At 71.0% G+C, this 15,526-nt stretch carries 12 protein-coding genes; 4 read left to right on the forward strand and 8 right to left on the reverse strand.

The window, feature by feature from the left end; all coding sequences use genetic code 11:
* Positions 1-179 precede the first annotated feature (179 nt).
* The 3 genes from DLJ53_RS31845 to hspQ form a co-directional block, all read right to left on the reverse strand.
* Positions 180-1,115, reverse strand: coding sequence for a hypothetical protein (locus DLJ53_RS31845; RefSeq protein ID WP_202913470.1), 936 nt, complete (start codon positions 1,113-1,115; stop codon positions 180-182).
* Positions 1,105-2,526 (reverse strand): glutamate decarboxylase, encoded by a 1,422-nt coding sequence (gene gad / locus DLJ53_RS31850; protein WP_111352369.1) that lies wholly within the window; start codon positions 2,524-2,526, stop codon positions 1,105-1,107. The genes DLJ53_RS31845 and gad overlap by 11 nt, the downstream gene beginning before the upstream one ends.
* A 134-nt stretch (positions 2,527-2,660) precedes the next feature.
* A complete protein-coding gene (gene hspQ / locus DLJ53_RS31855) occupies positions 2,661-2,975 on the reverse strand; it encodes a heat shock protein HspQ (RefSeq protein WP_111352370.1) in 315 nt (104 codons plus the stop codon).
* A 406-nt stretch (positions 2,976-3,381) separates the two neighbouring features.
* Here hspQ and DLJ53_RS31860 point away from each other — a divergent pair, with 406 nt between their 5' ends.
* Entirely contained in the window at positions 3,382-4,575 is a 1,194-nt protein-coding gene (locus tag DLJ53_RS31860) for a family 8 glycosyl hydrolase (RefSeq protein ID WP_111352371.1), read from the forward strand.
* A gap of 388 nt (positions 4,576-4,963) precedes the next feature.
* Here the strand turns inward: DLJ53_RS31860 and DLJ53_RS31865 are convergent, their stop codons facing one another.
* The 5 genes from DLJ53_RS31865 to DLJ53_RS31885 form a co-directional block, all read right to left on the reverse strand.
* The gene (locus DLJ53_RS31865) at positions 4,964-5,725 is read right to left on the reverse strand and encodes a glycosyltransferase family 2 protein (protein ID WP_111352372.1); all 762 of its coding nucleotides are present in this window, start codon (positions 5,723-5,725) and stop codon (positions 4,964-4,966) included.
* Positions 5,726-6,073: 348 nt separating this feature from the next.
* Positions 6,074-7,288 (reverse strand): EAL domain-containing response regulator, encoded by a 1,215-nt coding sequence (locus DLJ53_RS31870; RefSeq protein WP_111352373.1) that lies wholly within the window; start codon positions 7,286-7,288, stop codon positions 6,074-6,076.
* A gap of 227 nt (positions 7,289-7,515) precedes the next feature.
* Entirely contained in the window at positions 7,516-8,244 is a 729-nt protein-coding gene (locus tag DLJ53_RS31875; RefSeq protein ID WP_162409767.1) for a response regulator transcription factor, read from the reverse strand.
* A gap of 259 nt (positions 8,245-8,503) precedes the next feature.
* Complete coding sequence (locus tag DLJ53_RS31880) at positions 8,504-9,706, reverse strand: family 8 glycosyl hydrolase (RefSeq protein WP_162409769.1); 1,203 nt, start codon at positions 9,704-9,706, stop codon at positions 8,504-8,506.
* Between the two features lie 654 nt (positions 9,707-10,360).
* The gene (locus DLJ53_RS31885; protein WP_111352376.1) at positions 10,361-12,808 is read right to left on the reverse strand and encodes a PAS domain S-box protein; all 2,448 of its coding nucleotides are present in this window, start codon (positions 12,806-12,808) and stop codon (positions 10,361-10,363) included.
* A gap of 355 nt (positions 12,809-13,163) precedes the next feature.
* On the opposite strand from DLJ53_RS31885, the gene DLJ53_RS31890 reads away from it, so the two are divergent.
* The 3 genes from DLJ53_RS31890 (at position 13,164) to DLJ53_RS31900 (ending at position 15,350) form a co-directional block, all read left to right on the forward strand.
* Positions 13,164-13,367, forward strand: a complete 204-nt coding sequence (locus DLJ53_RS31890; RefSeq protein ID WP_111352377.1) for a hypothetical protein — start codon at positions 13,164-13,166, stop codon at positions 13,365-13,367.
* 154 nt (positions 13,368-13,521) lie between these two features.
* Positions 13,522-14,496, forward strand: coding sequence for an ABC transporter substrate-binding protein (locus tag DLJ53_RS31895; RefSeq protein ID WP_111352378.1), 975 nt, complete (start codon positions 13,522-13,524; stop codon positions 14,494-14,496).
* A gap of 230 nt (positions 14,497-14,726) precedes the next feature.
* Entirely contained in the window at positions 14,727-15,350 is a 624-nt protein-coding gene (locus DLJ53_RS31900; protein ID WP_111352379.1) for a recombinase family protein, read from the forward strand.
* The last annotated feature ends 176 nt before the right edge of the window (positions 15,351-15,526 follow it).

Consider the following 15,526-nt stretch of genomic DNA (forward strand, 5'->3'; position numbering starts at 1 on the left):
CACCTTGATGCCGCCGCTACCCGGCCCGGGGCCTCGTCTCCGCCCGGCCGGCTCCGGAAATCCGGCGCCGCGCCATGGCCCCCGGCGAGGGTCCGGGCCCCCGCCGTCACCCCTGCGGCCGGGCGGGGCCCGCTTGCCCACACATATCCACAGCCGATTCCCGGCCGCGGGCGTTTTTTTCAGCGCCCCCAGCGCATCGCGAGTCGGCTCTCGCGCATCAGCAGCAGCGCGCCGACGAGGAAGCAGAGCGCGCCCAGCCACAACGTGGCCGTCGAGGCGGCGGTTATCCACAGCGGCTCCGGTCCGCTGGGGATAAAGGCCAGGACCGCGGAGGCCATGAAGGCGGCGCATCCGAGGAGGTTGATGGTCACGATCCACCAGTCGAGGTCCCTCGGCCGGATGCTCCAGTAGGCGTGGCCCGCCTCGATGTAGGCGAGGTATCCCGACACCAGGAACAGGCCGGAGCCGACCAGATCCGGCCCCCAGATGGCGAGCTCGCGGACGAGCCACCCCTCGGGCGCGAGGAGCGCGTCGCCGGTGTTGAAGTTGAAGGCGACGGTGCCGACGAACTGGGTGAAGGTGCTGATCCAGCCCGGGCTGTGCGGGTGCCAGCCGATGAGGGCGACGCGCCCCCGCCGCCGCGTCGCGGCCGCCGCGGCGGTGCTCGCGACCGCCGGATCGGGGTGGAAGGCGGGGGCGTTCGCGGCCTGGAAGTGCTGCAGGTAGCCGGCCGTCGTGAACGGGATCGAGCCGAGGAAGAAGACGACGTTGATCGCCATCGTGGAGGCGCCACCGAACGTCTCCGGGGCGAGCGTCATCGTGCTCCCGGCGAGGAACAGGAAGGCCCCCACGGCAAAGAGCAGCCCCGTCAGCCAGTTGTAGAAGGGCCGCTGCCAGAACGGCAGGGCGGCCGCGTCGAGCCCGCGCGCGGCCGGCTTCGTGCCCTTGCGGTGCTCGCGCGCCCGCCAGACGAAGGGCCGGCCGCCGTGGCGGTAGCGGCGCAGGGTGACGAAGGGCCAGGGCCCCTTGCGGTGCTCGTGCCCCCCGCCCGCCGGCGCGCCCGGCCCCGTCCCGCCCCCCTGGACGGGTCGGTCCGGCGCGACGTCAGTGCGCAAACCCGGACGCCTCTTCGCTGGTGAGCGGTGCGGTGATCGGGTGGGCCGCGAAGTGGGCGAGCGCGGCCTTCATGTCCTCGACGAGGAGGGCGCAGAGGTCGTAGCTGACGCCGTTGCGCACGAGAATGCGCTGGATCGCCTGGTTCTGGCAGTTGGCGGGCAGCGTGTAGGCCGGCACCTGCCAGCCGCGCACGCGCAGCCGGTCGGCGAGGTCGAAGAGGGTGAAGCCGGGGTCGGCCCCCTCCCTGATCTTCCAGGAGACGGCGGGGATGCCGCGGTTCATGTCGCCGCCGTAGACGATCTCGAACGGGCCCATCCCGGCGATCTCCCCGGCGAGGAAGGTGGCGGAGCGGTAGCAGGCGGTGTGGACCTTGCGGTAGCCGTCGCGGCCGAGGCGCAGGAAGTTGTAGTACTGGCAGACGATCTGCCCGCCCGGGCGGGAGAAGTTCAGCGCGATGTCGCGCATGTTGCCGCCGAGATAGTTGACCCAGAAGACCATCTCGTCGGGCAGGTCCTTCTCCTCGCGCCACAGGACCCAGCCGACGCCGAGCGGGGCGAGGCCGAACTTGTGGCCGGACGCGTTGATGGAGCGCACGCGCGGCAGGCGGAAGTCCCAGGGAAGGTCCGGCGCGCAGAACGGCGCCAGGAATCCGCCGGAGGCGCCGTCGACGTGGATCGGGATGTCGAGCCCGGTCTGCGCCTGGTAGGCGTCGAGGGCGTCGCTGACGGCCTTCACCGGCTCGAACTCGCCGGTGAAGGTGACGCCGAGGGTCGGCACGACGCCGATGGTGTTCTCGTCGCAGCGGGCGAGCACCTCCTCGGGCGTCATGAGCAGGCGCCCCGGGTCCATCGGGATCTCGCGGTGCTCGACGTCCCAGTAGCGGGTGAACTTGTGCCAGCAGACCTGCACCGGGCCGGTGACGAGGTTGGGCCTGTCCGTGGGCCGGCCGGCGGCACGCTGGCGCGCCTCCCACCGGCGCTTCATGGCGAGGCCGCCGAGCATGGCCGCCTCGCTGGAGCCGGTGGTGGAGCAGCCGACGGCCTCCCCGCCGCCCGATCCCGGCGCGCCGCGCGCGGCCGGGGCGTTCCAGAGGTCGGCGAGCATCGCCACGCAGCGCGCCTCGATCTCGGCGGTCTGCGGATACTCGTCCTTGTCGATCATGTTCTTGTCGATGCAGTCGTCCATCAGGCGATGGACTTCCGGCTCCTCCCAGGTCTGGCAGAAGGTCGCCAGGTTCTGCCGGGAATTGCCGTCCAGCATCAGCTCGTCGTGGACCGCGGCATAGATCCGCCGCGGATCGCGGGAGATGGCCGGAAAGACCGACTTGGGAAGCGCGGAGGCGAGGTCCGCCGCGCCGTAGGTCTCGTCGTTGCCGCTTCCCGTGTCCTCGGAAAGGAGATCGTCCGCCATCTCGTGCCTCTTTCGATTCGCATCGGGGTGGTCCCGGGAAAGAGGCCTAGCGCATCATAAGATCTTATTGAAATCGTCGGCATCCCGGACCGGCACGCCGGACGGGGTGCGGGAGACGGCCCGTTGCGGCGGGGTCAGTGGACGCCGACGCCGGCGTCCTCGGCGCGGAGCCGGCCGAGAAGCTCGACCATCGGGGTGTCGAGGCCGAAGGCGTCGGCGACGAGGTTCTGCTCGGAGACGTAGGCCACCGACTCGACGCCCCGGTACTCGACGCGGACGCGGTAGAAGGGCTGGTCGCGGTCGGGGCGGTTCTCGGCCGGGATGGCCTGGAACCACGCCTCGGTCTCGGCGAACACGGGATCGGCGTCGACGATCACGCCGGCATAGTCGAAGGTCCGGTGACGGACGGCCTGACCGATGTTGAAGCGTGCGGCTTTGATGATCGTCATGATCCTGTCTCACTCTGGGCAGGTCCCGGGACCGGCGGTACACGAAGTCTTCGAGCGGGGGGACGACATCTTGGGGGCCTGGGCCCCGGCGTCGGCACCGCTCACGGTCCAGAACGCGGCAAGGGGGCGATCGGGTTTCATGGCGGAGCACCGCGAAACCCAGCTTCGTGCAAGATATCGCCTGTCCCGGCCGCGCCATCGGGGCGCCTGACCGAAAGATCGCGCAGATGACCCATCGGCGCTCAACATGTTTCACTTGAATGATTTATAGAGCTCTCGCATCATAACCGTCAGGGATCCCCGCGACGTCTTGCGTAAAGGTGGTATACGCGCCGCCGACATCGTCGTTCGGGCCTCTCGCCGCGTTCTCTTCCCGTCCCGCATCGGGGGAAAGGTTCTGCGTCCCATGGCCCGCACGACATCTTCGCTTGTCCGCCTCGTTGCCAGTCTCGCGGTCGCCGCGACCGTATTCGCGGCCGAAGCGACGCCCGCCCGCGCCGCGCCGCAGGCGCTGATCACCGCCTCTGCCGTGTCGACGACGGTGACGCCCGCGGAGTGGGCCGCCTACCGCGCCCGCTTCGTCCACGGCGACGGGCGGGTCGTGGACGTCGAGAAGGGCGGCCACACCCACTCCGAGGGGCAGGGCTACGGCATGCTCCTCGCCATGCGCGCCGACGACCGGGAGACCTTCGACCGGATCGCGGACTTCACCTTCCGCCGCATGCGCGGGCGCACGGACGGGCTCGTCTCCTGGCTCTACCACCCGCAGATGTCGCCCCGGATCCTCGACACCAACAACGCGTCCGACGGGGACATCCTGATCGCCTACGCGCTGATCCTCGCCGGGCTGAAGTGGGACGACGCGCGCTACCTCGCGGCGGCGATGCCCATGGTGACGGCGATCGGCGACCGCCTGCTGGAGCGGCGCGGCGGCTATGTGCGGGTGAAGCCAGCGGCGTTCGGCTTCGATCCCGGCCAGCACCCGGGCGGGGCCGTGGTGAACCTCTCCTACTATGTCTACGGCGCCTTCCTCGCCTTCGAGGCGGTCGACGACCGCCATCCCTGGCGCGAGGCCTGGCAGAGCGGGCTGATGCTGACCGAGGCCTCCCTCGCCGGGGACGAGCGCCTCGCGCCGGACTGGATCGCGCTGGAGGCCGGCGCCGCGCCGCGGCCCGCCCGGGGCCACGCCGCCAGGTCGAGCTACGACGCGGTTCGGGTGCCGCTCTACATGGCGCTCGGCGGCCGGGTCCCGGCCCGCTACTTCGCGCCGTTCGACCGGTCCTGGAACCTCAGGGGGCACGGCATCCCGAAGGACTACGACATCGCCTCCGGACGGGTGGTCGCCGAGATGGACGAGCCGGGCTACCGCGCGATCGCCGGGCTCGCGGCCTGCGCGGCGCGCGGCGTGCCCCTCCCCCGCGCGGTGCAGCGCTTCAAGCCGCGGACCTATTATTCCTCGACGCTGCATCTCCTCGCGCTGTCGGCCGCGCGGGCGCACTACGGCGGGTGCACGGCCCCCGCCGTCGCCTCGGCGGCCGGGCCGGACGGCGGCCCGAGGCAGGTGGCGCTCGCCGCGCCCGCCCGTCTGCGTCTGCGCTAGGGCCGGGACCTCGGTCCGGTTCCGGGAGGCCGGAGCCTCCGGCGGGCTCGGGACCCACCAGCGATCAGGTCCCGCCTGACCGCCGGAACCGCCGTCGCGCTTGCCCCCTGGCAGCGTCCGCGACCCGGCGCAAGGGCAAGCGGCTTCGCCGGCCTCCGGCCCCTTGCACCGGCTCCCGGACACTGCCTTTCAGGGGGCGCGACGGCGGCTCCGACGATCAGGCTCCCGCCCCGGATGGCGTGAGCGCCGCGCAAGGGGAGCGTTGCCCCTATGGAGGGCACGCCTCGCGGACATTCGCAGCCGGGGCCTCTGCGCTGCGCCGGATGCGCCGGATGTTCCGGCGTCTCGAGAACGTGGGGCGCTCCCTCCCCGGTCCGGAACGCGGGCCTCACCCCGTCTCCTCGCCGCGCGCGAAGAACTGGCCGACCTTGCGCAGCGGCTTGGCGACGAGCGCCCGGTCGACCCGGCCGGACCCGAGCCAGCGCCGGCGCGCCATCAGCGCCTCGAGATTGTGCCGGAGATGGGCCGCGAGGGAGGCCGTGCTGGCACCCCCCGTCATCATGTCGACGAGGACGCCGCGAACCCTCGCGATCCGGAAGTCGTGGAGCTCGACGGCGCGCAGCATGTAGTCGTAGTCGGCCGCCGTCTCCAGCGAGAGGTCGAAGGGACCGACCGCCTCGGCGACCGCCCGGCGGACGTAGAAGGTGGGGTGGGCGGGCATCCAGCCGGAGCGGAAGCCCCCCGCGGCCTCCGCCGGGGCGCGCCAGCGGCGCACGACCCGCTTGCGCCCGTGGTCGGCGACGAAGTCGAGGTCGCCGTGCACGATGTCGGCATGGCGCAGGGCGTCGGCGATGCGCGAGAGGGCGGTGCGGTCGTGATAGGCGTCGTCGGCGTTGAGGACGCCGACCGCCTCGCCCCGGTAGCGGCGGAGGCCGGCGTTCAGCGCGTCGTACATGCCCCGGTCGGGCGCCGAGGCGACGCGGATGCGCGGATCGCCGAACCGGGCGACCATGCCGAGAGTACCATCTGTGGATGCACCGTCGAGGATCAGGTGCTCGAAGTCCGCGTGGTCCTGGGCGAGGACGCTCTCGATCGTGTGCGCGATCGTCGCCGAGGCGTTCCGGCAGGGGGTCAATATGCTGATCTTCATGGAATGATTTGCCTCCTTCCGGCCGGCCGTGCGGTCGTGCCCGCCAGCGCGCCCCGGAGACCCTCACGCGTCCTCCCGTCCCCGGAACCGGCCTGCGCCCTCGGAGCATCGATTCCATAGATACAATTTTAAAGCGAGTAATAAATGCAGCCGGTCCGGACGGCGGAGAGGCCGGCCGGCGCAAGGACCGGGCCGTGCAAGGGCAGGGAGGCGCAGGGACCGGGAGGCGCAAGGGCCGGGAGGCGCAAGGGCCGGGAGGCGGACGCGCGCGACCGCGGCGCGTCCCGTCCGGAACGCGCCGTCAGCCGTGCGGGCGTGCGGTGGCGCGGGAGCGCGGCCGCAGAGGCGCTACTGGACGTTCTCGCAGAAGGCGGCCGCGCCGGCGCCGGGCTCGCCCGCGCGCGGCCCCGTCTCGGGCGCGAACTGCATCTCCAGCATCGCCCCGTTGATCGGCCGGCCGAGGCCGTAGCCCTGCAGGTGCGAGCAGCCGCAGCTCAGCGCCTCGCGCATGATCTCGTAGCTCTCCACGCCCTCGGCGCACACGCTCATGCCGAGCGAGTGGGCGAGCGCCGCCGTCGAGGACAGGATGCTGCGCGCGTCCTCGTCCTTGTCGGCCCGCACGACGAAGGAGCGGTCGATCTTGATCTGGTCGAAGAGGCCGCCCTGCAGGCGCTTCAGCGAGGAATAGCCGATGCCGAAGTCGTCCACGCTGATGGAGTAGCCGCGCATCTTGAGGCGCATCAGGACCGCCTTGTCGTCCAGCAGGGAGGCGAACTCGCCCTCCTCGGTCAGCTCGAGGATGATCTGGCTCGGGTCGACGTCGTGGCGCTGGGTGATGTCCTCGATGAGGCGGGGCAATTCGCGGTTGCCGAGCAGGAGCGGCGGGATGTTCACCGCGACGCGCGGGGTGAAGCCGCTCTGCCGCCAGGTCAGGATCTGCTCGCACACCAGGGTCAGCATCGCGCAGGTGAAGCGCTCCCAGGTGGCGACCGAATGGATCCGCGGCAGGAAGTCCCCCGGCATCAGCAGGCCGGCGACGGGGTGCTCCCAGCGCGCCAGCGCCTCCACGCTCCACAGCGACAGGCGCCGCCCCTCGGAGACGGAGAAGATCGGCTGGTAGTGGGCCCGCAGCTGGCCCTCCGCGAGGGCGGTCTCGATGTCGTAGTCGTCCGGCTCGCCTTCGAGGCGGCCGATGTGCTCGCAGATGCACGCCTCGAGCGCGGCGAAGTCGATCGGCTTGCCGAACACGCCGATGACGTCGACCCCGTACTCCTTGGCGAGGGCGCAGGCGAGCTGGCGGGTGCGCTCGTCCTGACCGCTGACCAGCACCAGGGCGGGACGCCCCTCGAGGCCCGCGAGCTTGGCGAAGAACTCCACGCCGTCGCAGTCGGGCATGATGAGGTCGCAGACGACGACGTCGACCGGCGAGCGGGCGAGCTCGTCGATCAGCTCCAGCCCGTTCCCCCAGACCGAGGTCGACAGACCCGCGCTGGACAGCACCATCGACAAAAGCGTGCGGATGTCCGCCTCGTCATCGAGAATGGCGACACGCTTCGATGTCATCACTCGTTTCCTCTCCTGGACTGCGCTCGACCGCGGGACCGGACCGGTCCCCCCGCGCGCATGGGCGCAGACGATTCTCTGGTGACCTGTCCACGCCGCGGTGGACCGTCGCGCCGCTTGGCTGGGGCACACGTCCCGCCCGGGTGGGACCACGGGAGCGGGACGATCGTGCCCCGGTCTCAGAACGCCCGAGCATCCCGTCCGTCCCCGGCCGGGCGCGCGGTGCTCTAGTCGATGACGTAGCCGACCCGGTGGACCGTGCGGATGATCGGCTCGTTGTCGGACCGCAGCTTGCGGCGAATGCTCGACACGTGCACGTCGATGCGGCGGTCGAGCGGATCGCGATGCCCGGCGCCGACGACGAAGTTGTAGATGTCGTCCCGCGACAGGACCTGGCCGCGCCGCTCCAGCAGCACCTGGAGGGTGCGGAACTCCGGCTCGGACAGGTAGGGGCTCTTCTTGTCGGACGCGCGGGTGACGGAGCGGCCGGCGATATCGACCGTCCAGCCGGCCACCTGGTAGGTGGTGGGCGCCTCGGTCACCACCGACACCGCGCTGGAGACGCGGCGGGCGTGGCGCTTGACGCGGGCGACGAACTCGCGCGCCTCGAAGGGTTTGACGATGTAGTCGTCGGCGCCGAGCTCGATGCCGACGACGCGGTCCATCGAGGTGCCGCGGCCGGAGACCACCACCACCGCGGTCGACGGCTTGTCGGCGAGCATCCGCACGAAGTCGAGGCCGTCGCCGTCGCTGAGGCGCAGGTCGACGAGGGCGACGGTGAAGCTCTGCCGCTCGATCAGGGTGTAGGCTTCCGCCAGATGACCCGCACAGGAGACGGCGAAGCCCTCGTCCTCGAGCAGGGTCGCGATGATCTCCCGGATGCTCGGATCATCTTCGAGGACCAGAACCGAGGATTGCGATTTGCCGTGAGTCGACGACTTATCCTGCCGTGTCAATTTATCTGCGGACGGTGTATCGAACGAATACACAGCGCGGCCTCCGGGAGCGATCCGAACCGCAGATGCCGTATTCAGACCATCAATCACTCCCATAAATGGCATTTTTCAACCGCCACCGTCAACGAAACTGATTTTCGATCGCGCAGAATTCCGTCACGAATAGGACTTTCGTGAAATAAGTTTCGCAGACGTTGCGCCGCCGCCACAGTCGTCCGTCCCGCCGTCGCCCCCCGCTCCGGCCAGAAAACGCCGGCGCCTAGCGGCGCACCGGCGCCCGGGAGCCGATCAGCACCGACACCGGCGTCACCCGCGGGAGCGGCGCAGCCCGGGCCACCGGGGCGCTCTCGCTCGAGCAGGCGTCCGTCCGGCGCACCGCCACCAGGCCGAGAAGGTGCAGGCTCGAGGCGAAGTAGGTCGTCGAGCGGTAGTGCATCAGCGCCGGCGGGATCGGCACGCCCCGGCTGGCGCAGGCCGACAGCGCCGCGATCATGCGGTAGCCGGGGTCGGCCATCGGCGCGATGGCCGCGTCCGACATCAGGTCGCGGTCGGACGGCGCGCCCGGGCCGTAGCGGTTCCAGGCGACGTCCTGCGCCGACAGGTCGAAGCCGGAGATGTCGGCGTAGGCCATGTAGAGCGGGATGCGGACCGCGTCGTAGGAGGCGCGGCGGGCGAATCCCTCGGCCATCCGCACGCTGCCGCGCGAGACCGACACCCAGTTCGGCACCAGGTTGCGGCGGCCGGTGCGGGCCTCCGCCGTCAGCGTCTTGCCGTGCCGGGCGAGCGCCGCCCAGGGATAGTCCGGCTGCACCACCGCGAAGAGGTCGAACGCGGCGTAGAAGTAGTAGGAGAGGTTGACGACCGGGCCGCGGTTGCCGGGGATGCTGTCGAAGCCGTAGGCGGCGGGCTTCAGGATCGGCTCGCCGCCCTCCCAGGCGATCAGCTTGCGGCCGATGTCGCGCACGATCCGGTCGGCCGCCACGGCATATTCCGGTGCCTGCCAGCGCGCCGCGCCGCGCAGCAGCGCGTAGGCGACGAGGACGTCGCCGTCCGTGGCGTTGTTGCGGTCGGTGACGTGCGGCGACTGGTCCGGCAGGTAGCGCCAGGCCAGCAGGGCGTCGTCGCCGCGGACCTGCAGCTCGCGCCGGGTGAAGCGCCAGATCCGGTCGAAGGTCTCGCGGTCGTCCGCGTGGACGGCGAGGATCAGGCCGTAGCCCTGGCCCTCGGAGTGGCTGATGCCGCCGTTCTCGACGTCGACGACGCGCCCGTCCCCGGCGACGAAGGCGGCCTTGTAGCTGGCCCATTCCTGGGGCGTGAGGAGGACCGCGTCCGGCCCCGCGACGGTGCGCCGGGCCGTGCCGGCCCGCTGGCCGGCCTCGTGCAGCCGCGCCGCCGCCACGTCCTCGCTGGAGACGCGGAACCAGTCCGCGGCCGCCGGCCCGGTGAGGGCGGCGAGCGCCATCACGACGATTGCAAAGGCGGCGGCAATTTTGTTACGGAGCCCGCACGGTGCGGAACGGAGAGCCATCGTCGTCGCTCGGAATGAACTGTGCACGTCGAGCACAATCCCGAGTTTAAAGCTCTCCTTCAGTACTATTGTTTTTCATGACTATGCGGTCTTATCGCGTGGTCGGAACTATTGTGCGCCCCGCACGGCAAATGTGGCGCTCGTGCGGAGTTGCGCGTCGCCTGTGCGACCTGCGTGATGGTCGCAGCCGTATAGTAAACGGCGTTTAACATTTTCCCATGATGTTCGGATTTTGTAGGATGCCCGGCGGTCCGGCCCGGCGCGTCCGGGGCCGGCGCGGCGGGCTTCGCCGCCCCTGTGGCGCCTGTCCGCCGACGTGTCCGGCGCGGCGCGGGGTGTCCGGCGGGGCGTCCGGCGGGTCGGGAGCCCGTCCCTGACAAAACCGGCACATCTCGCCGACACCGCTCGCCAAGTGCCGATAAACGGCGCCAAAGCGTTGTCTCTTTGTGCGCGCGAGGGCGGCCGCCGCGGCCGGGCGCGGCGATGCCCGGCGCCTCCGGGGAGGGTGCCCGCGCCCGCCCGGCCGTGGGACGCCGGCCCCGCGCCGCCCTGGCGCGGCCGCCTTCGCCGCAGCCTGGGATTGCAATGTTAGCCGAAGGTGGTCTCGTGCTGCGCCGCGCCGTCCTCGCGCACGACCGTCGCGGCGAGGGCGCGGGCGAGCTCGGCGAGGGTGTAGGGCTTGGTCAGCATCTTGCTCCTGGCGATCAGGGCGTGGTCGTCCAGCGAGCCGTGCGTGTAACCCGAGCAGAACAGGATCGGCAGGCACGGCCAGCGCTTGTGCGCCGTGGTGGCGAGGTCGAAGCCGGACATGCCGCCGGGCAGCACGATGTCGGTGAAGAGCACGTCGAACATGTCGCGCCGGGTCTCCAGCACGCGCACCGCGTCGATGGCGGTGCCGACCGTGGTCGGCCGATGCCCGAGCGCCTCCAGCATGGCGACGGAGTTGTCCTGCACGCGCGGGTCGTCCTCGACGAGGAGGATGTCGAGCGGGCGCGTGGTGCGCAGCTCCTCGGGTTGCAGCGGATCCTCCTCGCCCACTTCGTAGGAGCGCGGCAGGTAGAGGCGCACGGTCGTGCCGGTGCCCTCCTCGGAGTAGATCTGCAGGCTGCCGCCGGACTGCTTGACGAAGCCGTAGGTCATCGACAGGCCCAGTCCCGCGCCGGTTTTCCCCTCCGTCGCCTTGGTCGAGTAGAACGGCTCGATCGCCCGGCGCATCACCTCCGGCGACATGCCGCTGCCGTTGTCGGAGACCGACAGCACGATGAACTCGCCCTGCAGGCCGTCGGTCTGGGAGGCGACGTAGCTGTCGTCGAGGCTGGCGTTGCGCACGTCCACGACGATCCGCCCGATGCCCGGCTGGCAGGCGTCGCGGGCGTTGATGCACAGGTTGAGGAGCGCGCTGTCGAGCTTGGCCGGGTCGACGTCGGCGAGCCACAGGCCCGGCTCCATCTCGATCGACAGGCTGTACTGCTCGCCGATCGCCCGCTCGATGAGGGGGCGCGACTCGTCGATGAGGGCGGCGACGTCGGTCGCGGTCGGGTCGAGGGTCTGGCGCCGCGCGAAGGCGAGGAGCTGGCTGACGAGGTCGCGCCCGCGCTCGGCCGCGCCGCGGTTCATCTCCACGAGCTTCAGCGCCGCCGGGTTCTCCTTGAGGCGCACCTTGAGGAGGTCGGCCGAGCCCATGATGACGGTGAGCAGGTTGTTGAAGTCGTGGGCGATGCCGCCGGTGAGCTGGCCGATCGCGTCGAGGCGCGTCGCGGTCTGCATCTTCTCCGACAGGACCATCTTCTCGGACATGTCCTGGTAGACGACGAGGACGCCGTCCTTCATGCGGCCCTTGCCGACGATGAGCACCTTGTGGGCGAGCACGGTGATGTTGAGGCCGGAGCGGGACTTGTAGACGACCCGGCCCGACCAGGAGCCGCTGCGCATCATGCGCTCGGTGCGCGCGGCGTGCTCCTCCGGGTCGATCTGCAGGAGGTCGACCATGCTGGCGCCGAGCGCCTCGTCGCGGGTCCAGCCGAAGGTGCGCTCGGCCTGGCGGTTCCAGAACACGATCCGGCCCTCCGTGTCGTAGACGACGAAGGCCTCCCGCGCGTGGGAGAGGATCTCGAGCACCCACTCGAGCGCCGCCTCGCGGTCGCGCTGCACGGTGAGGTCCTGGATGATGCCGGCGAGGCGGCGCGGCTTGCCGTCGACGATCTCGGTGTCGCCCGCGGCGCTGACGCGCCGGACGCTGCCGTCGGGACGCACGATGTCGGCCTCGAAGGAATAGGCCTGGCCGGTCTCCATCGCCTGCCCGACGGCGCGCTCGATGACGCCGCGGTCCTCGGCGGCATAGAAGGTGATCGCCTCCTCGAGGGTGGGCATGCGCTTGCGCGCGAGGCCGTGGATCTCGAACACCTCGTCGGACCAGGTCAGCTCGCGGGTCTCGAGGTCGAGCGACCAGGCGCCGATGTGGCTCAGCCGCTCGATCTGCTGCCCGAGGGTCTCCCGGCGCCCCTGCTCGCGGACGAGCTGCTCCTCGAAGCGGTGGGCGTTGCGGGCGGCGGCGGCGGCCTGCAGCACGCTCGACGCGACGGCCGCGAGGTGGCCGAGCTGCTCGGCGAGGCGGGCGTCGGCGCGGTGCGGCACGGTGTCGAACACGCAGATCGTGCCGATGTCGTGGACCCCGTCGAGGGAGATGGGGTGGGACGCGTAGAACCGGACATTATTCTCAAGCCAGACGTCCCGGGCCGGCCCCGTGGCGTCCTTCAGGTCCTCGATGACGAGCATCTCGCCGAGCGCGATGGCCTCGTTGCAGAGCGCCTGCCCGCGCGCCAGGTCCAGGAACGGCGCGTCGACGGAGGAGAGCCAGTATTGCGTGTGTCTGTCGAGAACGGTGACGCCAGCACGCGGCAGCCCGGTCAGGCTGACCGCGAGCGCGGTGACATGATCCAGGTTGCTGACATGATCCTCGAAGAGCAGACCACTCGCATGGATGGCAGCCAGTCGTCCCTCTTCATTGACCGGTCTAGGATACGCCTCGAACGACATCACGTGATCTGGTTTACGTCGCGCAAAATCCTTGGAAATTTTGCATACGCTGACAATTCCCGCACTGTCCAGAGAAATTTAACCTAGCGCTGCAGGACGTCGCCGCGAAATTAACGCATTCCATCTGAAATCATTCACATGCGCATTGTTTCCAGGCCGCAACACCGGCCGCCGATCCGCAGGGTCGCCCGATGTCCCGGCCACGCCCGGCGACGTTACACGCATGGCGGGAGCGGCGCCACAACCGAACGCCCGCCCCGCGCGCGCCTCGCGCTGAAGGCCCTGCGGCGAAGACAATGGTCCTGCGGACCGCCGGAGACCGGCGCGCCCCGCGCTTGCCGGCGCCGGAGCGATCGTGCAGGGGCCGGACCGCGCCCGCGCCGTCGGCACGCTCTGCTGGGAGGGCCATTTCAGGGACGGGCGCGCGCCGCTCGCCTGCGTCGTCGGCGAGGACTGGCTGCTCGAGCGGGACGCCTCGGGGGCGCTGGGGTTCGTGCTGTGGCTGAACACCATGCACCACGTCCTGGAGCACTCCTCGGTCCAGCGCCTGACGCTCTGACGCGCCCCCGGCACCCCCGCCTCCCGCGCCCAGCCCCCTGCGCTCCCCCCCGCGCACGCGCCGACGGGCGCGAGTTGCCAGGATCCCGGGATCGGCGGATGATGCCGCATCGGGCGGGGGCGGCTGGGACAGCCGGAGGGCTCTGGGGGGTCGGATGCTGCGGCGTGACGTCCTGAAGCTGCTGGCCTTGCTGATCGCCGCCGGGCCGGCCCGCGCCCAGCCCGGCCGCGTCCACCGCGTCGGCTTCCTGTGGCAGGGGCGGCGGGGGACCGACGATTCCCCGCGCGAGGGGCTCGTCAACGGCCTTGCGGCCCTCGGCTACCGCGAGGGCGTCGACCTCGAGATCCACGCCCTCTACGCCGACGAGCATCCCGAGCGCCTGCCGGACCTTGTCGCCGCCCTCGTCGCGGCCGACGTCGACGTGATCCGCGCGCCCGGCACGATCGTGACCGAGGCGGCGATGGCCGGGACGCGGACGATCCCCATCGTCACCACCGCCGCCGACATCCTCGGCGCCGGCTTCGTCGAGAGCCTCGCCCGCCCGGGCGGCAACGTCACCGGCGTCAGCCTCTCGCTCGGCCCCGAGAACACCGGCAAGCGGGTCGAGATCCTGAAGGACCTCGTGCCCAGCATGGCCCGGGTCGGCTTCCTGCACGATCCGGCGAGCCGCTCCAGCGCCGACGACCTCGCCTGGCTCCGGGCGAACGCGGACGGGCTCGGCGTCGAGGTGGTCGCCGTCGGGGCGACGCGCTCGAAGGATTTCGAGGCCGCGTTCGCGCAGCTCGCCTCGGCCGGCGCCGAGGGGCTCATCGTCGACACCGCGCCGGTGATGACGGGCAACCGCGCCATGCTCGTCGCCCTCGCCGAGGCGCACCGCCTGCCGGCCATCTACGGCCGGCCGGAGTACGTGGCCGCGGGCGGGCTGATGGCCTTCGGCATCTCGCTGCCCGAGGTGCAGGCGCGCGTCGCCTCGATCGTCGACCGCATCCTGCGCGGAGCCGATCCGGCGACGATCCCCGTCGAGCAGCCGACCCGCTTCGAGCTCCTCGTCAACCTCGGCGCCGCCCGCCGCCTCGGCCTCGTCCTGCCCCAGGCGGTCCTCGCCCGCGCCGACGACATCGTCGAGTGACCCCTCGCCGCCCGGCCACGCCGTCGCGAGCGGGTATTTCAACCCATGGGGTTGGTCCGCAGGAGCAGCAATCATCGATGGAAATCGAGGCGCCACCCGTCCGGTTTGTTTTGGGTATGCCTTTCGGAAACCATCTGCCGGGTGGTTCACAAAACAGGCCTTGACGGTTCAAAGCGAACCATCTTACAGTGAACCATGCAAAGCGAACCGAAAGGCCCCGTGAGACCCTGATGGTCGTCCGCGCCTACCTCCGCGCCTCCACCGAGGACCAGAACGCCGAGCGCGCCCGCGCCGAGCTCGAGGCCTTCGCCGCCGAGCACGGCCTCCACATCACCTCCTCCTACGTCGAGAACGAGAGCGGGGCGACGCTCGCCCGGCCGGAGCTCTTCCGCCTGCTGCGCGACGCCAGGGCCGGCGACGTCCTCCTCATCGAGCAGGTCGACCGCCTCTCCCGCCTCACCTCGGCCGACTGGCAGTCCCTGCGCGCGGAGATCGACCGGCGGCAGATCCGCGTCGTCGCGCTCGACCTGCCGACGAGCTGGAGCCAGCTCGAGACGCGGCCCGACGACTTCACCGCCCGCATGTTCGCCGCCATCAACCAGATGATGCTCGACGTCCTCGCCGCCGTCGCCCGCAAGGACTACGAGGACCGCCGCCGCCGCCAGGCCCAGGGCCAGGCGCGCGCCAAGGCGGAGGGGCGCTACAAGGGCCGCCCGGAGAACGTGAAGCGCAACACCGCCATCGCCGAGATGCTGCGCCGCGGCGCGTCCTGGAGCCAGGTCCAGCACGCGACCGGCTGCTCGCGCGCCACCATCGCCAAGATCGCCAAGCGGATGAAGGCGGCCGCCGCGTAGCCGCCGCCCGTCCGTCCGTGCAGCCCGCGCGCCCGCGACCCGCGCCCGCAAGGCTGTTGATCTTGTCCGCATCGCCAGACTATCGCGGGAGGCCCCGGCCGACCGTGGCCGGGCTGAGGGGGAGGGGCGCTCCCGAGCTTGCCGTGACGACCGCCCGGAGCTGAAGAAAGGCACCT

Source organism: Acuticoccus sediminis (assembly GCF_003258595.1).
Lineage (GTDB): Bacteria > Pseudomonadota > Alphaproteobacteria > Rhizobiales > Amorphaceae > Acuticoccus > Acuticoccus sediminis.